22 protein-coding genes, 3 tRNA genes and 1 pseudogene are annotated in these 22,318 nt (G+C 73.6%); 12 read left to right on the forward strand and 14 right to left on the reverse strand.

Going from position 1 to position 22,318, the window contains the following annotated elements:
• Positions 1-107 precede the first annotated feature (107 nt).
• Positions 108-446, forward strand: a complete 339-nt coding sequence (locus EV188_RS12140; RefSeq protein ID WP_133826538.1) for a hypothetical protein — start codon at positions 108-110, stop codon at positions 444-446.
• A 10-nt stretch (positions 447-456) separates the two neighbouring features.
• On the opposite strand, the gene EV188_RS12145 is transcribed toward EV188_RS12140, so the two are convergent.
• The 4 genes from EV188_RS12145 to EV188_RS12160 all read right to left on the reverse strand — a co-directional run bounded on the left by EV188_RS12145 (position 457) and on the right by EV188_RS12160 (position 1,472).
• Positions 457-798 (reverse strand): VOC family protein, encoded by a 342-nt coding sequence (locus EV188_RS12145; RefSeq protein ID WP_133826539.1) that lies wholly within the window; start codon positions 796-798, stop codon positions 457-459.
• A complete protein-coding gene (locus EV188_RS12150) occupies positions 795-1,151 on the reverse strand; it encodes a VOC family protein (protein ID WP_133826540.1) in 357 nt (118 codons plus the stop codon). Before EV188_RS12150 ends, EV188_RS12145 begins: the two co-directional genes overlap by 4 nt.
• 114 nt (positions 1,152-1,265) lie before the next feature.
• A tRNA-Arg gene (locus EV188_RS12155) sits at positions 1,266-1,338 on the reverse strand.
• A gap of 44 nt (positions 1,339-1,382) precedes the next feature.
• Positions 1,383-1,472 (reverse strand) — tRNA-Ser (locus tag EV188_RS12160).
• Between the two features lie 158 nt (positions 1,473-1,630).
• Here EV188_RS12160 and EV188_RS12165 point away from each other — a divergent pair.
• Positions 1,631-2,662, forward strand: coding sequence for a zinc-dependent alcohol dehydrogenase family protein (locus EV188_RS12165; RefSeq protein ID WP_133826541.1), 1,032 nt, complete (start codon positions 1,631-1,633; stop codon positions 2,660-2,662).
• Between the two features lie 62 nt (positions 2,663-2,724).
• Here EV188_RS12165 and EV188_RS12170 read toward each other — a convergent pair whose 3' ends face one another.
• The gene (locus EV188_RS12170; protein ID WP_133826542.1) at positions 2,725-4,476 is read right to left on the reverse strand and encodes a phosphatidylglycerol lysyltransferase domain-containing protein; all 1,752 of its coding nucleotides are present in this window, start codon (positions 4,474-4,476) and stop codon (positions 2,725-2,727) included.
• A 24-nt stretch (positions 4,477-4,500) separates the two neighbouring features.
• Entirely contained in the window at positions 4,501-5,253 is a 753-nt protein-coding gene (locus EV188_RS12175) for a dienelactone hydrolase family protein (protein ID WP_133826543.1), read from the reverse strand.
• 98 nt (positions 5,254-5,351) lie between these two features.
• Between EV188_RS12175 and hisC the strand changes: the two genes are divergently transcribed.
• Complete coding sequence (gene hisC, locus EV188_RS12180) at positions 5,352-6,404, forward strand: histidinol-phosphate transaminase (protein WP_133826544.1); 1,053 nt, start codon at positions 5,352-5,354, stop codon at positions 6,402-6,404.
• 65 nt (positions 6,405-6,469) lie between these two features.
• Here the strand turns inward: hisC and EV188_RS32560 are convergent.
• Together EV188_RS32560 and EV188_RS12190 are read right to left on the reverse strand one after the other, a co-directional pair.
• Positions 6,470-7,432: pseudogene (locus tag EV188_RS32560) on the reverse strand (acyltransferase family protein); the annotation flags it as partial.
• 64 nt (positions 7,433-7,496) lie between these two features.
• Positions 7,497-8,147, reverse strand: a complete 651-nt coding sequence (locus tag EV188_RS12190; RefSeq protein WP_133826546.1) for a DUF1990 family protein — start codon at positions 8,145-8,147, stop codon at positions 7,497-7,499.
• 167 nt (positions 8,148-8,314) lie between these two features.
• Between EV188_RS12190 and EV188_RS12195 the strand changes: the two genes are divergently transcribed.
• From EV188_RS12195 to EV188_RS32970, 3 genes are all read left to right on the forward strand, one after another.
• Positions 8,315-8,992: a DUF1990 family protein gene (locus EV188_RS12195; RefSeq protein ID WP_166659850.1), complete on the forward strand. Its 678-nt coding sequence runs from the start codon at positions 8,315-8,317 to the stop codon at positions 8,990-8,992.
• 137 nt (positions 8,993-9,129) lie between these two features.
• Positions 9,130-9,363, forward strand: coding sequence for a hypothetical protein (locus tag EV188_RS12200; RefSeq protein ID WP_133826548.1), 234 nt, complete (start codon positions 9,130-9,132; stop codon positions 9,361-9,363).
• A gap of 24 nt (positions 9,364-9,387) precedes the next feature.
• On the forward strand, positions 9,388-9,513 hold the full coding sequence (locus tag EV188_RS32970) for a hypothetical protein (RefSeq protein WP_279536724.1): 126 nt from the start codon (positions 9,388-9,390) through the stop codon (positions 9,511-9,513).
• A 650-nt stretch (positions 9,514-10,163) separates the two neighbouring features.
• Here EV188_RS32970 and EV188_RS12205 read toward each other — a convergent pair.
• From EV188_RS12205 to EV188_RS12215, 3 genes are all read right to left on the reverse strand, one after another.
• Entirely contained in the window at positions 10,164-10,583 is a 420-nt protein-coding gene (locus EV188_RS12205) for a PPOX class F420-dependent oxidoreductase (RefSeq protein WP_133826549.1), read from the reverse strand.
• A gap of 23 nt (positions 10,584-10,606) precedes the next feature.
• Positions 10,607-10,691, reverse strand: a tRNA-Ser gene (locus EV188_RS12210).
• A gap of 21 nt (positions 10,692-10,712) precedes the next feature.
• Entirely contained in the window at positions 10,713-11,180 is a 468-nt protein-coding gene (locus EV188_RS12215; protein ID WP_133826550.1) for a MarR family winged helix-turn-helix transcriptional regulator, read from the reverse strand.
• 77 nt (positions 11,181-11,257) lie between these two features.
• Between EV188_RS12215 and EV188_RS12220 the strand changes: the two genes are divergently transcribed.
• Entirely contained in the window at positions 11,258-12,268 is a 1,011-nt protein-coding gene (locus tag EV188_RS12220; protein WP_133826551.1) for an NAD(P)H-quinone oxidoreductase, read from the forward strand.
• Between the two features lie 241 nt (positions 12,269-12,509).
• Here EV188_RS12220 and EV188_RS12225 read toward each other — a convergent pair whose 3' ends face one another.
• Entirely contained in the window at positions 12,510-13,727 is a 1,218-nt protein-coding gene (locus EV188_RS12225; RefSeq protein WP_133826552.1) for a cysteine desulfurase-like protein, read from the reverse strand.
• A 119-nt stretch (positions 13,728-13,846) separates the two neighbouring features.
• Between EV188_RS12225 and EV188_RS12230 the strand changes: the two genes are divergently transcribed.
• The 5 genes from EV188_RS12230 to EV188_RS12250 are packed head-to-tail and all read left to right on the forward strand — an operon-like array spanning position 13,847 to position 20,760.
• Positions 13,847-14,401, forward strand: coding sequence for a bacterial proteasome activator family protein (locus EV188_RS12230; RefSeq protein ID WP_424922925.1), 555 nt, complete (start codon positions 13,847-13,849; stop codon positions 14,399-14,401).
• Positions 14,402-14,457: 56 nt separating this feature from the next.
• The gene (wzm, locus tag EV188_RS12235; RefSeq protein WP_133826554.1) at positions 14,458-15,396 is read left to right on the forward strand and encodes a galactan export ABC transporter permease subunit Wzm/RfbD; all 939 of its coding nucleotides are present in this window, start codon (positions 14,458-14,460) and stop codon (positions 15,394-15,396) included.
• Between the two features lie 5 nt (positions 15,397-15,401).
• Complete coding sequence (gene wzt / locus EV188_RS12240; RefSeq protein ID WP_133827077.1) at positions 15,402-16,199, forward strand: galactan export ABC transporter ATP-binding subunit Wzt/RfbE; 798 nt, start codon at positions 15,402-15,404, stop codon at positions 16,197-16,199.
• 11 nt (positions 16,200-16,210) lie between these two features.
• Positions 16,211-17,116, forward strand: a complete 906-nt coding sequence (glfT1, locus tag EV188_RS12245; RefSeq protein ID WP_133827078.1) for a galactofuranosyltransferase GlfT1 — start codon at positions 16,211-16,213, stop codon at positions 17,114-17,116.
• Between the two features lie 59 nt (positions 17,117-17,175).
• Positions 17,176-20,760: an arabinosyltransferase domain-containing protein gene (locus EV188_RS12250; protein WP_133826555.1), complete on the forward strand. Its 3,585-nt coding sequence runs from the start codon at positions 17,176-17,178 to the stop codon at positions 20,758-20,760.
• Between the two features lie 85 nt (positions 20,761-20,845).
• On the opposite strand, the gene EV188_RS12255 is transcribed toward EV188_RS12250, so the two are convergent.
• Positions 20,846-21,823, reverse strand: a complete 978-nt coding sequence (locus tag EV188_RS12255; protein ID WP_133826556.1) for a glycosyltransferase — start codon at positions 21,821-21,823, stop codon at positions 20,846-20,848.
• A gap of 53 nt (positions 21,824-21,876) precedes the next feature.
• Positions 21,877-22,317 carry a GtrA family protein gene (locus EV188_RS12260; RefSeq protein ID WP_133826557.1) on the reverse strand — a complete coding sequence of 147 codons (441 nt, stop codon included), beginning with the start codon at positions 22,315-22,317 and terminating at the stop codon, positions 21,877-21,879.
• Position 22,318 lies beyond the last annotated feature (1 nt).

Raw genomic sequence — 22,318 nt, forward strand, 5'->3', positions numbered from 1 at the left:
CCGCCGGCCGGGTCCTCCCCATCCTCTGACGGTCGCGCCACGCCCTGGATTGGAGCGGCGTCCCAGCGGACACTCTCATCAGGATTCCGATCGACGATGAGGCGGCAGTGCACAGAGACGAGGCGGCGGCGAGGCTCGCGCGGCAGGCGTCCGAAGCGCTCGCCGAGATGCTGGAGCACAGCGGCGCCCACCCGTCGGGACCGGACCGCTTCGACTGGTCCAGCGACGCCCTCGACGAGCTCGCCCGCGCCGTCGTCACCATCGGCGAGATCGTCGAGCGCACCACCGCCCGCGCGCTGCCGACCGACGACGACCCCGAGGAGATCGTCCAGGCCACGCAGGAACTGGCCACCGCGATCGTGCGGCGCCGCAACTCCCTGCTCGCCGAGAACGCCGCCGTGCGCCTCCGCCGCGCCCGCATCGTCCCGGTGCGCCGCGCGGGCTGATCCTGCGCCGTCAGCCCCCGCCGCCGAGCCCGATCTCGTTGCCGTCGGGGTCGCGGAACACGACCTTGCGCACGCCGCCCGGGTAGTCCTCGTGCCGGTCCGGCACGACGCCCCGGTCCGCCGCGCCCGCGACGGCGGCGTCGAGGTCCTCGGGGAAGATCGTCACCTCGCCGTGCCCGGCGTGCTCCGGGTGCTGCTTGAGGTAGAGCCAGCGGTGCTCCCCGAGCTCCCACACCGCTTCCGTGTCCGACGCCAGGAACGACGGCTCGCGACCCAGCAGCCGCTCGTACCAGGGCCGCGAGGCCGCGTAGTCACTGGCGAAGAGCCCGGCGAAGAGGTCCGGGCCGCTCACGCCGGCGTCCACAGGCCGACGCGGGTGCCGTCGGGGTCGAGCACGACGGCCATCGTGCCCATCCCGGGGACCTCCCACGGCTCGACCGCCGTCGTCGCGCCGAGCTCGAGGGCCCGCGCGAGGGCCGTCGCGACGTCGTCGACGGTGAAGTAGGTGACCATGCCGACGGGGTGCCGGTTGCCGTTCCCGGCCCGCCCGACGCCGCCGGGCAACCGCTCCGGGCCGGGCTCGACGAGGCCGTAGTCGATCTCCTCGACGACGTGGATGGGCCAGCCGAGGAGCTCGCCGTAGAACGCCCGCGACCGCGCGGCGTCGGTGGCGGTGATGTCGATCCATGCTGCCGGACGTGTCATCGTCCGATACTGATACAGGACTTACCGGTATCGCAACCGTATCGACGGCCTGGCTCGCGCAAGACAAAGGGGCCGCAGCGTTGCTGCGACCCCTCTGAGCTGCCTCGACCGGCGCGCGCCCGAAGGGATTCGAACCCCTAACCTTCTGATCCGTAGTCAGATGCTCTATCCGTTGAGCTACGGGCGCAGGTATGTGGTTGTGGTGCCCCGACCCGGTCCGGACCGCGGCTGCGGAGGCTCCGGGATTTGAACCCGGGAGGGAGCCGAACTCCCAACCGCATTAGCAGTGCGGCGCCATAGACCAGACTAGGCGAAGCCTCCCGAGGTCCCCCTAGGGCCTCCGACGGGAAACAGTACACACCGCCGTCGAGCGGGTTGGTCGCCACCCCCCGGCCCGGCGTGACGTGTGCACGGTCCCGCATGCGACCCCCGGCGGCGGGTAGCCCACGACCGAACCCGCCACGAGGAGGACACCCGCCGTGAAGGCGACCCTGATCTACGGAGCCGGCGACATCCGCGTCGAGGACGTCCCGGACCCGACCCTGCAGAGCTCCACCGACGCGATCGTGCGGATCACGCACTCGTGCATCTGCGGCAGCGACCTGTGGCCGTACAAGAGCCGCGAGCAGACCGAGCAGGGCGACCGCATCGGCCACGAGTTCATCGGCGTGGTCGAGGAGATCGGCTCGGACGTGAGCCGCATCCGGAAGGGCGACCTGGTCGTCGCGCCGTTCTTCTACGCCGACGGCACCTGCGAGTACTGCCGCGCCGGCCTCACCAGCGCCTGCCCGAACGGCAGCGCCTGGGGCGCCGAGACCGACGGCGGCCAGGGCGAGGCGGCGCGCGTCCCGTTCGCCGACGCGTCGCTGATGAAGCTCACCGTGCCCCACGACTCGGCGCTGATGCCGAGCCTGCTGACCCTCTCCGACGTCTTCGGCACCGGCCACCACGCCGCGGTGTCGGCGCAGGTCGGGCCCGGCAAGGACGTCGTGGTGATCGGGGACGGCGCCGTCGGCCTGCTCGGCGTGCTGGCGTCGAAGCGCCTCGGCGCCGAGCGGATCGTGCTCATGGGCCGACACAAGGACCGCACCGACCTCGGCCGCGAGTTCGGCGCCACCGACGTCGTCTCCGAGCGGGGCGAGGAGGGCGAGCAGAAGGTCCGCGACCTCCTCGGCACCGACGGCGTGCACTCGGCGATCGAGGCCGTCGGCTACGAGCAGTCGCTGACCTCGGCGATCAACCTCACCAAGCCCGGCGGGCACGTCGGCATCGTCGGCGTGCCGCAGAGCGGCGAGCTGCCGAACCTGGCGCAGAAGTTCATGAAGAACGTGACCGTGGCCGGCGGCATCGCCCCGACCCAGGCGAACATGTACGAGCTGCTGCCCGACGTCCTCGACGGGCAGGTCGAGCCGGGCAAGGTCTTCGACCGCGAGATCCCGCTCGCCGAGACCCCCGACGGTTACCGGGCGATGAACGACCGCGAAGCGCTCAAGGTGCTCGTGCGGCCCTGACACCCCGGAGCGAGGGACGCCCGCGCTGCTCCCGACGCAGCGAAGGCGTCCCTCGCTGCGCCTCAGGTCCGGCGCAGGAAGCGCAGCAGCGCCGGCGGGCGCCCGCCGTACCCCTCGGCCTCGAAGGCGGCGACGGCGATACGGGGCAGGTCGCGCACGGCGTCGAAGACCAGGAACCGCGGCACCCACGCCGGCCCGAACCGGGTGTTGAAGCGGTAGAGCGAGTCGATCTGCCACCACCGTGACGCCGTGCGCAGCAGGCGCGCCCAGAGCCGCGCCACGGGCCCGGCGCCGATCTTCTCGCCGCGCTCCAGGGCCGACCGGAACACGGCGAAGTTCAGCGACACCCGGTCGACGCCGAGGCCGCGGCAGGCGCCGAGGAGGTCGGCGATGAGCAGCTCGTTCAGCCCGTTGTCGGGCACCGCGGGGTCGCGGATCATGAGGTCGAGCGAGAGCCCGTCGTCGCCCCAGGGCACGAACTGCAGCAGCCCGCGCACCTCGTCCTCCGCGGTGGCGACGACCAGCACACCCGCGGGGTCGGACTCGCCGTCCGCGACCCGGGACAGCGCCATCGAGAACCCGCGCTCGGCGGGCCCGCCGCGCCACCGGGACACCAGCTCGCGCAGCTGCGCGAGCTCCTCGGACGGCACGTCGCGGACGCGCCGCACGGTGGTCGCGTAGCCGGCCCGCTGGATGCGGGACACGGCCTGGCGGACGGTGCGCATCGACCGGCCCTGCAGCGAGAACGTGGCGACGTCGACGACCGCCTCGTCGCCGAGCTCCAGCGCGTCCAGCCCGCCCTCGCGCAGCCACACGCGCGCACCGGACTCCGAGCAGCCCAGCACCGCGGGCACCCAGCCGTAGCGGCGGCAGACGGCGAGGAACTCGGTGATCGCGCCGGGCCAGGCCTCGAGATCGCCGAGCGGGTCGCCCGACGCCAGCGCCACCCCCGCGACGACCCGGTACGCCACCGCCGCCTTGCCCGACGACGAGAACACCACCGACTTGTCCCGGCGCAGCGCGAAGTAGCCCAGCGAGTCGGCCTTGCCGTGGCGCGTGAGCAGCTCGCGGATCCGGTCGCCCTCCTCGGCGGTCAGCGCCGGGCGCGGCTCCGAGGAGCGCAGCAGGAAGTAGCCGCCGAGCACGAGCGCGGCGACGCCGAACGACAGGCCGAGCACGGCGGTGAGGTCGTCGAACCACCCGGCCCGGAACTCCACGGGGCCGCTGACGCCGACGAGCGAGAGGCCCGCCTGCGCGAGCTTGTCCTCCACGCTCGGTCCCCCGGCGAGCAGCGAGGGGCGCACGAGCAGCAGCAGGAAGACGGTGACGAAGCCCCCGAGCAGCATCTGGACGACGACGCGGAGGGCGGCCAGGCGCCCGACGGGGTCGGGCAGCGCCGTGAACTCGCGGCGGGTCAGCAGCAGGCCGGCGAGCAGGACGGCGACGACGATCGTCGGCACCAGGGCGTGGCGCCCGACGATGTGCGAGACGACCAGCAGCACGCAGGCCACGACCGCGAGCTGCCACGCCCGCCGTTTCCGCCGGCGCAGGCCCGTGGCCAGCATCATCAGGCCGACGCCGAGGGTCGCGACGACGACCGCACCGACCAGCGTGGCCTCGGGCGGCAGACCGAACCAGGTCGCCGGCTGCAGCCGCCGGCGCAGCAGCGGCGTGAGGAGCGAGAGGACGGTGAGCAGGCCCGCCACGCGCGCCGCCCACGTCACCACCCGGGCGACACGACGGCCCCGGAACCGGGCGAAGCGACCCTCGACGGCGGCCGTCGTGGGGCGATCGGCCCGCACCCCCGACGTCATGTGTCCTCCGGCAGCGTCCACGCGTCAGCGCAGATGTGTATCCAACCAGTTGAGCACCCGGCTGCGCGCCTCCATCTTGGTCGCTTCGTCGGAGTTCCCCTCGTCCAGGGGATCCGGCTGGTCCGCCGCACGCTCGTCGGTGTCGAACCGGTGCTCGCGCGAGGGGTAGACGACCACGTCGACCACACGGCCAGAGGCGTGCGCCGCCTCGCGGAGACGGTCGACGTCGGCGGGGTCGACCGGGTCCCCGCGCTCGCCGTAGAGCCCGAGCCAGGGGCAGGTCAGCTCGCCGACGACGTCGACCAGCGCCGGCAGCCCCGTCGACAGGGACTGCGAGACGCCCGCCGCGGAGACCGTCACGACGGCGCCGAGCGAGCGCTGGGCGGCGACGACGAGCGCGGCCGTGGCGCCGAGGTCGAAGCCGACCACGCCCATGCGGTCGGAGCTGATCCCGCGGTCGGCGAGCATCCCGAACGCGGCGTCGGAGTCGGCGAGCACCGACTCGCCCGAGATCTTGGCAACGGCGCGGTCGACGGCCTCCTCGTCGCCGGTCTGCTCGTCGATGCCGGGGTCGTCGCGGTGGTACAGGTGGGGCGCGACCGCCAGCCAGCCCTCCCCCGCGAGGGCCTGGGCGATCGCCTGGGTGCGGGACGTGACACCCCGCGACTCGTGGAGGACCACCACACCGCCGCGCACCGCACCGTCCGGCTCGGCGATCGTCACCCGCAGTTGGGTCTCGTCGACCAGAGGGATGGTCTCGGTGTGGGTCCCCGTCATGCGTTCAGCCTTCCACGTCCGGAGGGGGGCGTGCCCGGCGCCCGGGCGATCTCCGTGGCCGGGACGGCGCACGACGCCGGGCGTTTACCGTGGTGACCGTGCCCGTGCGCCTGCGTGACGACCTCGCCGCCCTCCCCACCTACGTCGCCGGTCGCACCGTGCCCGGCGCCGTGAAGCTCGCGAGCAACGAGATGGCGCTGCCGCCCCTGCCGGCGGTGCTGTCCGCGATCCACCGCGCCGTCGAGGCCGGCAACCGCTACCCCGACATCGCGGTGACGACGCTCACAGCGCGCCTGGCCGAGCACCACGGCGTCGACCCGGCCCGGATCGCCGTCGGCACCGGGTCGGTGGCCCTGTGCGGGCAGCTGGTCCAGGCGGTCTGCGCGCCCGGCGACGAGGTCGTGTTCGCCTGGCGCTCGTTCGAGGCCTACCCGATCGTCGCGCTGGCGGGCCACGCGCGGGCCGTGCGGGTGCCGCTGGACGCGGGCCACGTCCACGACCTCGACGCGATGGCGGACGCGATCACCGACCGGACGCGCCTGGTCTTCGTCTGCAACCCCAACAACCCGACCGGCACCGCCGTCGACGAGACCGCGCTGCGCGCCTTCCTCGACCGCGTCCCGGACGACGTCCTGGTGGTGCTCGACGAGGCCTACCGCGAGTTCGTGTCCGACCCGGCCGTCCCCGACGGGCTCGCGCTCGCCGAGGAGTACGACAACATCTGCGTGCTGCGGACCTTCTCCAAGGCCCACCGGCTCGCCGGGCTGCGCGTCGGCTACGCCGTCGGGCCGGCCGAGCTCGCGGCCGCGCTGCGCGGGGTCGCGGTGCCGTTCGGGGTGTCGACGCCGGCGCAGGCCGGGGCGCTCGCCGCGCTCGACCACCTCGACGAGCTGCTCGCGGACTGCGCGGGCGCGGTCTCCGAGGTCGCGCGGATGACCGCCGAGCTGCGCTCGATGGGATACGAGGTGCCGCCGTCGCAGACCAACTTCGTCTGGCTGCCCCTGGGCGAGCGGGCCGTCGAGTTCTCGGAGCACGCGCTCGAGAACAAGGTCGTCGTGCGCGCGTTCGCCGGCGACGGCGTGCGGGTGAGCGCCGGCACGCCCGAGGAGGTCGACCTCTTCCTGTCCGCGGCGGGCTCGTTCAGCCTCTGACTCTGGCTCGGCCTGCGCACCAGCCACCGGTGCGCGGGCCGCTCCACCAGCACCGTCAGGAGCCAGCCGAGCAGCACCGCCACGGCGACGACGGCGACGAGGCGCGGCCACCCGTCGACCCCGAAGCGGTGCAGCAGGCCCCAGGCCACGAAGTAGCCGATCTGCTGGTTCATCAGGTAGATGCCGTAGGAGATGCCGGCGAGCCACGTGATCGCCCGCGGGAGCCGGCCGATCCGCAGCACGCTCCAGTCCCGGCCCGCCGCGGCGGCCGCGATCCCCAGGACCGCGAGCGCCAGGACGAGCACGGACGGCACGTCGGGGGTGTGCAGGTCCTCGGCGACCAGGCCGGCGAGCACCAGCGCGACGAGGTGCACGACGCCGATGCGCCCGCGGGACCACAGCCACACGGCGAGCCCGATGCCGAACATCTGCCAGCGGAACATGACGAGGCCGTGGAACACCTGGCTGAGCACGCCGTCCGCGTAGCCCAGCTCCATCATCAGGGCCGGGACGACGATGATCCCCCAGGCCAGCGCGGGCAGCGTCCAGCTCCGGCGCCAGAACCCGCGGCCCAGGTAGGCGGCGGCCACGGCGGCGAGGGTGAACATCGCCAGCTGGGCGGGCAGCGTCCAGTACGAGTGGTCGATGTACGTGACGCGCGAGTCCCAGCCCTGGACGAGCAGCAGGTTGCCGATGAGGTCGACGCCGCTGGGACGCCAGTAGCCGAACTGCGAGGCGACGAGCGTCAGCAGGTACGTCAGGAGCACCGCGACGACGTACGCCGGCAGCAACCGGGCCAGCCGGTCGACCCACCACCGGCCCGGCGGACGGGTCGAGAGCGTCCGGCACACGAAGTAGGCCGAGACCACCATCAACGTGTTCGCGCCCGCCTGGATGGGCCACACGAACGGCATCCGCGGCATCCAGGGCATGACCCCGATGACCGAGTAGGTGGCGTGCTGCAGGACCACGCTGGCGACCGCGACGACGCGCACGACGTCCCAGCTCAGCTGCCGTGTTCCGCTCACAACCGGCGGAAGCTACGAACGGTTCCTGAGAGGGCGCTGAGACGAGGCCACGGCGCGCCTGAGGTCATCGGCCGTCCAGCTCAGAGGCCGGTACCCGACGGGTGACCTCCCGCACGTGGCCCTCCCGGCGGCCCTCGAGCAGCTCGACCGCACTCAGACAGAACTGGACCCAGAGGCCCGCCTGGACCTCCCGACCGACGCCCAGGCGGCCGTACAGGAGCTCCGCCGCGCGGTCCCCCGCACGGGACCACACCTCGATCGTGAAGTCGACGGCCCCCTCCCCGACGTCGGCGGCCCGGAACTCGATCTCGCCGGCCTCGAGGTGGCCGTCGAGCGTCCCGAGGCGGAAGGACGTCTCGGTGCGGGCCAGCACGCGCACCGGCCCGTCCCACGGCGCCGGCATGTACACGCGGTACTCGTCGCCGACGAGCATCCGTCCCGGCTCGCCGCGCTCACGCGCGAACGTCACGACGTGCGGCGGGGCCCCGGCGTCGAGGTCGCGGGAGAGGGTCCCGACGAGGTCGGCGGCCCCGTGCCGGGCGTCGACGGCCCGGACCGTGAACGTGCGGTGGAACAGCGGGCCGTGGCCCGCGGCGATCGTCTTGGTGCGCTCGTCGACGAGGGCCAGGGGCCAGGGGGCGGGGAGGTCGGTGCCGTCGCCGTCCTCGTGCGCGCGATCGAGGATCGGCAGCGTCCGCAGGTGCCGTCCGGCCATGATCAGGGCACCCCAGCCGCGCCGGAGGCGTCCGAGCGGGGGGCGACGGGAGAACAGCAGTCGTGGCGACACGGGGTGCTGGGTAGCCGTCCGGCGATGACAGCATGCGCCGGTCCGTCCGCTCCGCAGACCGTCCACCGCTCTTCCCGGCGATCGAGAGGCACCGCGTGAGGTTCACGGCCCACCCCGACCCGGACCGCGGCCTACGCGAGATCGCCGCGCACGGGCTGAACTACGACCCCGCCGAGACCGAGGGCCGCGGGTGGCACCACGACCGCGTCCGGCACCTGCTCGGCGAGGAGGAACCGGGCGAGCCCGTGCCCGACGGCCCGTACGAGCAGGCGTGCCGGATGGTGCACGACTACGAGTTCGCCGAGCCCTCGATCATGCGCGCGTACTTCCACGCCGAGGCCCCGCTCGTCGGGCGCGACATGCTCCTCGAGGGCCGGTTCATCGTGCTGCGCTTCCCCCTGGGCGTGCGGGTGGACGCCGAGGTCGACGAGGTGCGGGACCGCGCCGACGGCACCCGCGAGCGCTCCTGGGGCTGGAGCTACCGCACCCTCGAGCACCACCTCGAGCGCGGGCGGCTGGTGTACGAGGTGGTGAAGAACCTCGACACCGGGCGCGTCGAGTTCGTCATCACCGGCGTCTCCAGCCGCGCCAAGATCGCCAATCCCGTCGTCGCCCTCGGGTTCGGGGTGTTCGGGCGCTGGACGCAGACCCGCTTCTACCGCGCCGCGGGCCGGCGGCTGGCCCGTCTCGTGGCCGAGGTGGCCGCGGGCGGCGAGCGTCCGGAGCCGCGGCGGATCGGTCCCGGCGACATCGTGGTGGCGCCCACCGCCTGAGCGCGTTGCCTCCCTGTGAGGTCTCGGCCGGCCTCGCCGTCGCGTCGCGCCGGGTGGAGCGCAGCGCCGCCGTCGCCTGACGGGCTTCACCTCGGCGGGGAGCGGGCACCCTGGCCCTACCCGGCAGGGAGGCGCGGATGTCCACAGACGAGGGCGGCCAGCCCACCGACGAGCCCGGCGAGGAGGCCGCGCTCGGCGACGCGGTGGACGACGCGATGAAGAAGGAGGTGTGGCGTACCCTCGCGCCGCAGTTCCAGCACCTCGCGTTCGAGAGCCGACGCGTCCGGCCCCCGCGGGACCGCACCGAGATCGACGACATCCTCGACAGCATCCGCCAGCAGGAGCCCGACGAGGACGATCGCCCGGAGTGACGCGTTCGCGGTATCTCGCTCGACGTGTGGACGTCGCGACGCTTCCTCGCGCTCGTGGTGTTCGCCGGCACGCACTTCGACGCGGCCGCCGCGATCGCGTTCACGCGCGAGCGGCTCGGGATGGCCGAATACGAATACCGGGAGTTCTAGGAAATGCTCCCGGAACGGTGGAGGGGACAGTCGGCGTCGATCACCGGGAGATCCGACGCCCCGGTGCGGTAGGCGGCGTTGGCGAGCACCGAGCAGGTGCAACCCCGCTGCACAGCGGCTGGTGAGCCCGGTAAGGGGAACCTGTCCACCACAGCTCCTGCGCCACCGCTGTCCCCCACTCGGCTCTCCACGTACGACCACACGCCCCCGGTAGAAGAAGAGGGCGTGCGCCATCGGCGCACGCCCCCGACAGCCCCGACTGCCGTCTGTTCTGTCAATCCGACCGAACAGGGCTGTCCCGATCGTCCTCCTCAGGGATTCGAGAGGTCAACGGAACCGGCCGGTATTCCGGGCGAGTGGCGCGCCATTCGGACGAGCAACGATCGCATTGTTCGGCGGACGCACTTCCGGGCTTGCCGGGGCGCGTCAGCGCGCTTGGAGCAGGGTGATCGAGTTCCCGTCGGGGTCGGTGACGGGCAGGATGCGCACGAACTCGGAGGCCTCGACGAGCTCGCCGGGAACGATGCCGCGGTCGCGGAGCGTCCGGTCCGCCTCGTCGACGCTGTCGATCGTGAGGTTCAGCGCGCCGTGCCCGGCGCTCTCCGCGTCGGGACGCTCCTCGGACTGTCGCGATCGGGACGAACCCGACGCTAGTCCGAGCCCACGTGCTCGCGGCGGGTCACCGGGTACCACTCCTCTCCCGCCGGCTCTCCGGCGAGGTTCCAGCTCCACGAGACCGTGGGCGTGATCCGCATGTAGGTGCCCGGCCCGACCATCCCGACGCGCTCGAAGGGCTGCTCGGCCTTCCCGTAGACCCTGAGACCGCGGGCCACGAACGGCTCCATGGACGGCAGGTCGTCGAAGACGACGCTGACCCGAGCAGAGCCGCCGGCAACGTTGCGGAACTTGCGCGTCCGGACGACATCCCCGGGGCCTCCCACCCAGAGGTGCTGCCCGTCGAACTCGACCGCGACGGGCACGACGTCCGGCTGCCCTTCCGGACCCACGGTGGCCAGCCGTCCGATGCCCTGCGCCCGGATGAACTCGATCTCCGCGTCCGTGAACGACACCACGCCTCCCCGGCTCTCACCTGCGGAAGCGGGGGGATTCGAACCCCCGGTCACTCTCGTGACGTCCGCTTTCAAGGCGGATGCAATCGGCCGCTCTGCCACGCTTCCGCGCGCCAGGGTAGGCGCCGGTCAGGAGTCGGCGCGCAGCTTGGTCGCGACGCGCTCGAAGACGTCACCGATGACCTTGCGCTCGTGCTCGTCGAGCAGGTCGACGAAGTGGGCGCGCACGCCCTCGAGGTGGTCGGGCGCGGCGCGCTGGAGCACGTCGAAGCCGTGGTCGGTGAGGACCGCGAAGACGCCGCGGCCGTCGGAGGGGCAGAGCTCGCGGCGCACCAGGTCGTCGGCCTCGAGGCGGGACACCTGGTGGGAGAGCCGCGACTTCGACGCGACGACCTCCTCGGCGAGCAGGCTCATCCGCATGCGGTGGTCCTCCTGCTCGGAGAGGCGCACGAGGATCTCGTAGTCGGCCAGCGAGAGGCCGTGGGCGTCGGACAGCTCGCGGTTGAGCCGGCCCGCGAGGAGGGCCTGGCCCGCGATGTAGTTGCGCCACGCGTGCCACTCGACGGGGTCGAGCCAGCGCGGCTCCTGCTCGGCCATCAGCCCACGATAGCCGGAAGGCGTACCCGCGGTACGAAACGCGCGGACGCCGGGCCCCGCCGATAGCGTGCCGCGGCGTGTACGCGATCAGCATCCGCGAGTCCGGTGGCCCCGAGGTCCTCGAGTGGGTCGAGCACCCCGACCCCGAGCCGGGACCGGGCGAGGTCGTCGTCGACGTCGTCGCCACGGCCGTCAACCGCGCCGACGTCATGCAGCGCCAGGGCATGTACCCGCCGCCCCCGGGCGCCTCCGAGGTGCCGGGGCTCGAGTGCTCCGGGCGGATCGCGGCGCTCGGCTCCGGGGTCACGGGGTGGTCGGTCGGCGACGAGGTCTGCGCGCTACTCGCGGGCGGCGGCTACGCGGAGAAGGTCGCCGTGCCCGCGGCCCAGCTCCTGCCCGTGCCGGACGGGGTCTCGCTCGTCGACGCGGGCGGGCTGCCCGAGGTCGCGTGCACGGTCTGGTCGAACCTCGCGATGACCGGGCACCTCGGCGAGGGCGAGACGCTGCTCGTGCACGGCGGGTCCGGGGGCATCGGCACCCACGCGATCCAGGTCGGCAAGGCCATGGGCGCGCGCGTGCTCGCCACCGCCGGCTCGCCGGAGCGCCTGCAGACCTGCCTCGACCTCGGCGCCGACGTCGCCATCGACTACCACGACGACCTGCCCACCGAGGTCGCGAGCGCCACCGACGACCGCGGCGTCGACGTCATCCTCGACAACATGGGCGGCTCCACGCTCAAGGCGAACCTCGCCGCACTCGCGACCGGCGGGCGCCTGGTGATCATCGGGCTGATGGGCGGACCGAAGGCCGAGATCAACCTCGCGACGCTGCTGACCCGGCGCCTCTCCGTCGGCGCCACGACCCTGCGCGCGCGTCCCGTCGAGGGCCCCGACGGCAAGGGCGCGATCGTCGCCTCGGTGCGCGAGCAGCTGTGGCCGCTCGTCGCCGCGGGCGGCGTCCGGCCCGTGATCCACGAGTACCTCCCCGTCGCCGAGGCGTCCCGGGCGCACGCGGCACTGGACGAGGGCGGCGTCGTCGGGAAGCTCGTGCTCGTCGTGCGCGACGAGGACGGGGTCCTGAGCGGCTGACCCGCTCGCGGAGATCACGGGCGACGCCATCGACCTCGAGGCGGCCACGGTGTGCGTGGCGACGCCCGTGATCTCTGGTGACGGGGCCGGGCTCGCGCCGGCGCCTCGCGGTACGCCGACCTCGGCGTGTCGCGCAGCGAGCATGTGGCGATCCTGGCCTTGAGTGCCAGCGAAGCCGCATCGCTGGCACACCCGTGGGCCGTTCGGCCTCAGGGACCGGCTCAGGGACGAGCCCGGGGACTCAGAGGCGGGCGAGGGCGCTGACAAGCGTGTCGATCTCGTTGCGTGTCGTGTAGTGCGCCAGGCCCACGCGCACGACGCCGCCGACCTCGGCGCCGCCGAGGACCTCCAGGGCGCCGTGGTCGCCGGTGTCGGTGACGACGCAGACGCCGTGCTCGGCGACGCGTTCGGCGACCTCGCGGGCCGTGCGGCCGGCGACGGTGAAGGCGACGACGGGGATCCGGCGCGGCGGCTCGCCGATGACCATGACACCGGGCAGGAAGCGCAGCTCGGAGACCAGGTAGGCGGTGAGCTCGTCCTGGTGGCTGCGGACCGAGCTCATCGAGGTGAGCACGCGGTCGCGGCGGGGGCCGTCGGCGTTGTCGTCGAGGTCGGCGAGGTAGTCGATCGACGCGACGAGCCCCGCGAGCAGGGCGTACGGCGCGTCGCCGATCTCGAGGCGCTCGGGGCCCTTGGCCGACGCGTCGAGGGACACGGCGGGCAGGCGGTCGAGCAGCTCGGGGTTGCGGAACACCAGCGCCCCGACCGGCGGCCCGCCCCAGGCCGCGGCGGAGAGCACCATGATGTCGGCGCCCATCGTGTCGAGGTCCAGCGGCAGGAAGGGCGCGGCGGCGGTGGCGTCGACGACCATCAGCGGCTCGATGCCGGTGCCGTACTGCCGCAGCGCGTGCACCTTGCGCGCGATGGCCGCGACCTCGGTGCGGGTGCCGATCGCCGGGCACGCCGCGGTGACGGTGACGACGCGCGTGCGGTCGCCGAGCAGCTCGTCGAACTGCCAGCTCGGCAGCTCGCAGGTCTCGACGTCGATCTCGGCGGTGACCACGTGCCCGCCGGAGCGGCGCGCGGCGCGCTCCCACGGCGCGACGTTGGCGGTGTCGTCCAGCCGGGACACGACGACCTCGTCGCCCAGGGCCCAGTCCCCGCTCAGGGCGTCGGCCAGCCGCTCGAGCAGGGGGGCCGGGCCGGGGCCGAGGACAACGCCCTTGGGGTCGGCGCCGACGAGGTCGGCGACGGCACGGCGCGCCGCCTCGATGATGGCGCCGCCGCGCTGCGAGGCCGGGAACACCCCGCCGGGCCGCGAGACCGGCGCGCGCAGGGCCGAGGACACGGCCGTGGCGACCTGTTCGGGGACCTGCATGCCCGTCGGACCGTCCAGGTGCGCCCACCCGTCACCCAGGGCGGGCACGAGGCCCCTCACCCGAGCGACGTCGAACGCCATGCCCGCGAGGGTACGGAGCGGCACTCCGAGCAGCGACGGCGGTCAGCCCAGGTGACGGCTGCGGGCGGTGGGCGGGCGCCGGGCGGGTGCCGGGTACCGCCGGGTGGAGGATGGACGGCATGAGCGAGAGCCCCACCCCCGGTGACCAGGTCATGATCGTCGGACCCGACGGGCAGCCGGTCGGCACGGTCCGGGTCCCCGGCGACGGGCAGAACGCGTCCGAGGCGCCCGCCACCAGCGACGACGACTCCCCCGAGGACCTCTCCACCGGCGTCGAGGAGCCGGCGAAGGTCATGCGCATCGGCATGATGATCAAGCAGCTCCTCGAGGAGGTCCGCGGCACCGACCTCGACGACGCGAGCCGCGGCCGGCTGCGCGAGATCCACGCCTCGTCCCTGCGCGAGCTCGAGTCCGCGCTCTCGCCCGACCTCCGCGAGGAGCTCGAGCGCCTCGTCGAACCGTTCTCGACCGACGACCCGCCGTCCGCGGGCGAGCTGCGGATCGCCCAGGCGCAGCTCGTCGGCTGGCTCGAGGGCCTGTTCCACGGCATCCAGACCGCGCTCGTCGCCCAGCAGATGGCCGCGAAGGTGCAGCTCGAGCAGATGCGCCGGGGCCTGCCGGCCGGGTCCGGGGGCGCGGCGAGCGGCAACGACACGACGGGTCAGTACCTCTGACGCCGGGCGAGCCGGTCCGCGAGGAGCGACCCCCCGCGCAGGTAGGCTCACCCGTCGTGGCCGTCCCAGCACTCGCGCGCCAGGACGCCGACGACTCGGCGCCTGCCGAGAACGCGCCGTCCCCGCGCAGTTGGGGACGCGCGTTCGGAGACATCCGGGCGGCGATCGCGCAGCGCGAGCTGTGGGGCCACCTCGGCTGGCAGGACATCAAGCAGCGCTACCGGCGCTCGGTGATCGGCCCGCTCTGGATCACCATCAGCATGGCCGTGACGGCCGCGGCGCTCGGCGGCCTGTACTCGCAGCTGTTCGGGCAGCCCATCGGCACGTTCATGCCGTACGTGACCGTCGGCTTCATGATCTGGTACTTCATCAGCGCCTGCGTGCTGGAGGGGACCGAGACCTTCATCTCCAACGAGGGGCTCATCCGCTTCCTGCCAGCGCCGCTGATGATCTACGTCTTCCGCACGGTGTGGCGCCAGATCCTGTTCTTCGCCCACAACGTCGTCGTCTACGTCATCGTCCTGGCGCTCTTCTTCCGCCAGCTCGACCAGCCGTACACGATGGTCAACAACAACCCAGACGCGATCGTGCACCCCGGCCTGAGCTGGTGGGCGCTGCTGGCGATCCCGGCGTTCGTGCTGATCGTCGTCAACGGTCTGTGGGTGACGCTGCTGTTCGGGATCATCTCGGCGCGCTTCCGCGACATCCCGCCGGTGGTCGGCAGCTTCATGCAGCTGTTCTTCACGATGACGCCGATCATCTGGACCACCGACCTGCTGTCCGGCGGCGATCCCGGCAGCCCGAAGGCGATCATCGCGTTCCTCGCGAAGCTGAACCCCTTCTACCACTTCATCGAGATCTTCCGGGCCCCGCTCGTGGGCCAGGTGCAGAGCTGGACGCACTGGGTGGTCTGCGGCGGCATCACCCTCGTGGGCTGGGCCCTCGCGCTGATCGCCCTGCGCAACTACCGCTCGCGCGTCGCGTACTGGGTGTGAGTCAGATGGTCAGCATCGAGGTCCGCGGGGCCTGCGTCGAGTTCCCGATCTTCGACGCCAAGAACAGGTCGCTGAAGAAGTCCGTCCTCGGCCGGGCGGGCGGCCGGATCAGCGAGCAGAAGGTCCCCGTCGTGGAGGCCCTGCGCGACGTCGACCTCTCGCTCGGCGAGGGCGCCCGCGTCGGGCTCGTCGGGCACAACGGCGCCGGCAAGTCGACGCTGCTGCGCCTGCTCGCCGGCATCTACGAGCCGACGCGCGGGCGGGCGAGCATCCGCGGGCGCGTCGCCCCCGTGTTCGACCTCGCCGTCGGCATGGACCCGGAGATCTCCGGCTACGAGAACATCATCATCCGCGGGCTCTTCCTGGGCATGAACCGCCGCGAGATGGAGCGCCGGGTCGACGAGATCGCCGAGTTCACCGAGCTCGGCGACTACCTGAACATGCCGCTGCGCACCTACTCCACCGGCATGCGCGTGCGCCTCGCGCTGGGCGTCGTCACCTCGATCGACCCCGAGATCCTCATCCTCGACGAGGGCATCGGCGCCGTGGACTCCGCGTTCCTCGAGAAGGCCCGCGACCGCCTGCGCGACCTCGTCGGCCGCTCCGGGATGCTCGTGTTCGCCTCGCACTCCGACGAGTTCCTCGTCGAGCTGTGCGACACCGCGATCTGGATGGACGGCGGCGTCATCCGCGAGCAGGGCTCGCTGCGCGACGTGCTGAGCCACTACAAGGGCCGCGACGTGTTCGAGAACCTCAGCCCGGAGACGCTCGAGCGCCTCGACCGCGCGGGCACCAGCGGGTGAGCCCTGACCCGATGAACGCCGAGGCCGAGACCGTCACCGCGGTCGTCGTCACGCGCCACCGCGCCGACCTGCTCGTCGACGGGCTGGCGGTCATCGCCAAGCAGACCCGCCCACCGGACCACCTGATCGTCGTCGACAACGGCCCCGACGACGGGACCCGCGCGGTCGTCGAGAACTGCGGGCTGCCCGTCACCTACCTGCCGTCGCAGCACAACCTGGGCGGGGCCGGCGGCTACGCGCTCGGCATGCTCACGGCGCTGGCCCGCGGCACCGACTGGCTCTGGCTCGCCGACGACGACGGGCGCCCGGCCGACGAGCACGTGCTGGCGACGCTGCTCGACGTCGCCCGCCGGCGCGGCCTCGCCGAGGTGTCGCCGGTGATCGCCGACATCACCGACCCGGACCGCCTCGCGTTCCCCCTGCGCCAGGGGCTGCGCTGGATGCGGCGGCGCAGCGAGCTCGAAGCCTACGGGGACGACGAGCTCATGCCGGGCATCGCGCACCTGTTCAACGGCGCGCTGTTCCGCGCCGACACCCTCGACGTCATCGGCGTCCCGGACCTGCGGCTGTTCGTCCGCGGCGACGAGGTCGAGGTGCACCGGCGCCTCGCCCGCTCGGGGCTGCCGTACGGCATCTGCCTCACCACGGCCTACCTGCACCCGGACGGCTCGGCGGAGTTCAAGCCGATGCTCGGCGGGCGGCTGCACGCCCAGGACCCGGGCGACGCCGCGAAGCGCTACTACACGTACCGCAACCGGGGGTACCTGCTCGCCCAGCCCGGCCTGCGGAAGTTCGGGGCGATCGAGCACCTGCGCTTCGCGTGGTACTTCCTCGTCTCGCGGCGCGACCCGGCGGCGCTGCGGGAATGGCTCGCACTCGTGCGCCTCGGGCGCCGCGAGCGCTTCCACCGCCGCTGACGCACCGTCCACCGGATCCACCTCACGAGGCCCTCCGACGTCACGACTAGCCTCGCAGCGTGCTGACCTCGGAACAGGCCGTCAGCCCGGACCGCCCGGGCGCGGACGTGTCCGAGACCCCGGACGGGAGCCGTCCGACCCGCGGTCCCCGCTGGTTGCGCTGGCTCGCGGTCGGTCTCGGCCTGCTCGGGACCGGGCTCGCGCTGCTGTTCCCGTTCCTGCCCGTCGTGCAGGACACCTCGACCATCACGTGGCCGAGCGCGACCACAGGCACCCGTCCGGTGGACGCCCCGTTGGTGGCCTACCGCCCCGAGACGATGAGCGTCACGGTGCCGTGCCGGGCGGTCCAGGACCTCGACGCGCGCAGCACCGGCACCGCGACCGTCCTGTCGACCTACCCGCCGCTCTCCGACGCGGGCGCCCAGGTCGGGATGCGCCTGACCGTCGAGAACGGCCAGCTCGTCCTCAACGACCGCGGCCAGCAGATGGCGAACGCCGCGGTGCCGCCCGGCGACTGCACCGTCCGGATCGTGTCCGACGCCGGCTCGACGCTCGTCGACCTCGGCATCGGCCAGGAGATCCGGCTGCCGTTCGACGCGCGCCCGCAGGTCGTCGGCATCTACTCCGACCTCGACGACGGGCAGGACGACGTCGCGGGCGTGTCGGTGTCGATCACGCCGGACACGCGGTTCGAGACGTCGCCGACGACGCTCAAGGTGCTCGCCGGCGTCCTCGCGGTGCTCGCCGTGGCCGGTGGCGTGTGGGCGCTGCACGCGCTCGACGTGCGCGCCGGGCGCCGCGCCCCGCGCCTGGCGCCCAAGCGCTGGTGGTGGCCCACGGGACGCGACCTCGTGGTCAGCGCGGTGCTCGCCGTCTGGGCGGTGATCGGCAGTCAGACCTCCGACGACGGCTACATCCTCGGCATCGCGCGGGCCCGCGAGTCGGCGGGCTACATCGGCAACTACTACCGGTGGTTCAACGTCCCCGAGGCGCCGTTCGGCTGGTTCTACGAGCTCTACGCGCAGTGGATCCGCATCGACGACTCGGTGCTCTGGCTGCGCGTGCCCTCGCTCGCGATGGGGATCGTGTCCTGGATCCTCATCAGCCGCGAGATGCTGCCGCGCCTCGGTCAGCAGGTGCGCCGGTCGAAGGCCGCCGCCTGGGCCGCGGCGATGGTCTTCCTCGCGTTCTGGCTGCCCTACAACAACGGCCTGCGCCCCGAGCCGGTCGTCGTCATCTCGGCGCTCCTCGCGTTCTGCGCGGTCGAGCGCGGTGTCGCGACGCGGCGGCTCGCCCCCGTCGCGCTGGGGCTGCTCGCGGCCGCGTTCGCGGTGGCCGCGACCCCCACCGGCTTCATCGCCGTCGCGCCGTTCCTGGCCGCCGCGCGCCCGCTGTGGAAGCTGATCATGGAGCGGGTCCGCTTCGGCGGCTGGCTGCCGGTGCTCGCCCCGGTGTTCGCCGCCGGGCTGCTCGTGCTCGTCGCGATCTACGCCGACCAGACCTGGTCCGCGGTGTGGGAGGCGACCCGCCTGCGCACGCTGCTCGGCCCCAACTGGAGCTGGTTCCAGGAGGTCGTCCGCTACCAGTCGCTGTTCGGGACGGCCGCCGACGGCTCGCTCGCGCGCCGCTTCCCGGTGCTGCTGCTGATGCTCGGGATCGGCGTCTGCATCGTCGTGCTCCTGCGTCGCGACAAGATCGCCGGCGCGGCCCTCGGGCCGTCGCAGCGGCTGATCGGCTCGTCGGTGATCGCGTTCGCGGTGCTCGCGCTGACCCCGACGAAGTGGACCCACCACTTCGGCGCCTTCGCCGCCCTCGGCGCCGGCATGGCCGCGCTGACGGCGCTCGCGACCTCGGCGGACGTCCTGCGCTCGCGCCGTAACCGCCTGCTGTTCCTGGCCGCGCTGTTCGGTGTCCTCGCGCTCGCGTTCACCGGCCCGAACACCTGGTGGTACACGAACAACTGGGGCGTGCCGTTCAACGGCGGCGCGGTCTTCTGGGACGGCTGGCCGTTCGGCTACGGCCTCACCGAGCCGTGGCCGGTCTACACGCTGTGTCTCGGCGTCTCGGTGCTCCTGCTGATCTGGGCCGGGGTCGAGCACATCCGCGGGGTGCCGCGACCCGAGGAGCTCGGGACGCCCCCCTCGTCCTCGGCGACCACGCTGCCCCCGGCGGTCTCGTCCGCCGTCGGCAACGTCCTGCGGCCGCCGCGCGAGGCCCTCGGCAAGCTGCGGCGCACGCCCGGCGGGTCCTCCGTCGAGCGCCGCGCCCGGGCCCTGCGGCTCGGTTCGGCGCCGATCGCGCTGGTCTGCGCCGCCCTCCTCGCGTTCGAGATGATCTCGATGACCGACGGGATCGAGGCCCAGGAGGGCAGCTTCTCCCTCGGCGGCGACGTCCTCGAGCACCCCACCGGCAACAGCTGCGGCCTCGCCGACGCCGTCCGCGTCGAGGGCTCGACCCTCGCGGGCGTGCTGCCCGCGGCGCCCCCGCCGACCGGTCTCGCGCCCTCCGCACCGGGCGTGCTGCCCGTCGTGGCGCCCGCGACCCCGACACCGACCGCCGGTGCCGGCACCACCGACGGGGCGTCGGGCTCCTCGGGCAGCGGCGGGACCGGCAGCACCGACGGCGGCGGGACGACCACCACGACCCCGCCGACCACGTCCACCACGCCCGGCGCCGCGGGGTCGTCGACCAGCCAGACACCGGCCCCGCTGCCCGCCAACACCATCCCGGCGTCCGCCCCCGACGCCCAGCTCGTCGAGCCGCAGCCGGCCAACAGCGGGTTCTCCCGCGCCGGCGCCAGCCCGCCGGTCGGCGGCGGCACCGGGGTCTCGGGCTACGAGTACTCGCTGCGCAACGGCCTCGCCGACCAGGCGCTCGGCTCGTACGACGCGAACGGCACCGGCACCGGCGTCCTGCGCACCGACTGGTACTCGCTGAACGACGACCTGCGCAGCGGCACCACGCCGCTCGTCCTCACCGTCGCCGGGCGGCTGAACGGCGGGAACTTCCTCACCCTCCAGTTCGCCGACCGCCTGCCCGACGGCCGCGTGCAGGTCCTCGGCCAGCAGCCGGTCGACGACGGGCGGGCCGGTGAGCCGGGATGGCGCGACATCCGGCTCAACCTCGCCGGCGGGCTCGGCGCCCAGGCCGACGAGGTGCGCCTCATCGCCCAGGACCGCGCGCTCGGCCCCGACGGCTGGCTCGCGATCGCGCCGATGCGCGGCCCGCAGCTCGTGCCGCTGACCGAGATCCTCGGGCCGGAGAACCCCGGCTACCTCGAGTGGCCGGTGCAGTTCGCGAGCCCGTGCCTGCGGCCGTTCGACGTGCGCGACGGCATCGCCGAGGTCGCGCGCTACCGCCTCATCGCCGACGCGAGCCAGCTGCGTCCGGGTGGGGTGAACTGGTCGTCGGCCAACGCCGGCGGGCCGCTGGGGTGGATCGAGATCCTGGAGCGGCGGACCGAACTGCCGACCTATCTCCAGGGCCAGCCCTGGCGCGACTGGGGCATCGTCGAGCGCCTCGACCCCTACGTCCCGGACGCCGCCGCGCCGACCGTGACCCACGGCCAGCGCACGGTGTGGGGGACGTTCACCCCCGGCCCGATCGGCGACCCGCCGCCCGGCACGCCGTCGCCGTCGCGCTGACGCCCGCCACCGCTCGCCGCCGCTCGCCACGAGGAGCGAGGGTCACCTCGACTGCCTGGGAGGCAGCGAGCGTGACCCTCGCTCATCACCACCGGCGCATGCAGGCCGACCGCCACCAGGCGACGACGTCGCTCTTGGTGTGACCCCGCCGGCCCGGCGGAACGTCCACGCGTCCCCGCATCGCCCGGAGGAGGCCGTCGGCGAGGCTCTGCGGGTCGCGCGGGGTCGTGAGCTCGACCGCGGGGTGGTCGCGGAGGTCGTCGGCGAGGCCGGTCTCGGTGGTCGTCACGACGCGGCAGCCGTGCGCCAGGCCCTCGACCAGCGGGAGCCCGATCTGCTCGCGCCAGCCCGGGACGCGGACCGACGGCATGGCGACCACGGTCGCGGAGCGCAGCATCGCGTGCACCTGGGCCCGGGGCGGGTCCACCGTGACCGACACCCCGGCCGGCAGCGCGAGCTCGCTCGACCCCCGGGGGTCGGCCACCACCAGCCGCCAGCCCCGCTCCGCCGCGCCGGCCAGCGCCCAGGCCTCCAGGAGCACCGGGAACCCCTTGCGCTCGCTCGGCGTGCCCAGGAACAGCACGGTCGCCTCGCGGGGCGTCCCGTCCGCGGCGCACACGCTGCACGCGTCGAGGCGCGGGGGCAGGACGGTGTGGCGGGCGCGGCGCAGCGACCACCCGAACGCCCGGCGGTAGTTCTCGGCGGCGCCGGAGGTCCCGAACACCACGGCGTCCAGCGACAGCAGCGACACGGCGAGGGCGAGCCGCGCGACCCGCGAGGGCACGCGCTCGCGGGCGTCGAGGTTCTCGATGGCGTAGGTCGCGACCGCCACCCGCCGCCGGCGCACGACCCGCACCGCCCTCGCGAGCGCGATGTAGCGCAGCGCGCGCCGCCACTCCCCGAGCCACAGCGGCTCGGCGACCTCCAGGACCTCGAGGTCGGGGTCGCGCAGCGCGCGGAGCAGCCGCCGCCACGTGAACGGCGCGACACCCGGGGCGGCGAGCAGCGCGGCGTCGGCGTCGTCGCGGCGGGAGGTGAACAGCAGCGCCTGACCGGCGGGCATCGCCTCGACGACGGAACTGCGCAGGTCGGGGACGATCCGCAGCGTGTGCAGGGTCAGTCGCGGAAGATGACGGTGCGCATGACCACGAAGTTGATCGTCGTCGCGCAGGCCTGGGCGATGAACCAGGACAGGAAGCCGGCGAGCAGGCCCGGGTTGACCGTCGGCGCGTCCATGACGTGCAGGACCAGCGCGGCGACGCCGACGTTGACCGCGAACGTCGAGCCGTAGAGCACGACGAAGCCGAGGAACTTCCCGGCACCCCCGGACGAGGACGCGAACGTGAAGCGGCGGTTGAGCAGGTAGGCCGTCGTGGTGCCGAGGATGAACGACACGGCCTTGGCCAGCGGCGCCCAGACGCTGAGGGCCAGCAGGCCGGAGTAGACACCGAGGTCGACGGCGGCGGCGACGGCGCCGATCGCGACGAAACGGACGATCTGGGCCTTGAGGCCGAGCGGAGCGGGTCGCTCGTCCGTACCGGTCCCGGTCGCGGTCATG

The sequence above is a fragment of the Actinomycetospora succinea genome, from assembly GCF_004363095.1.
Lineage (GTDB): Bacteria > Actinomycetota > Actinomycetes > Mycobacteriales > Pseudonocardiaceae > Actinomycetospora > Actinomycetospora succinea.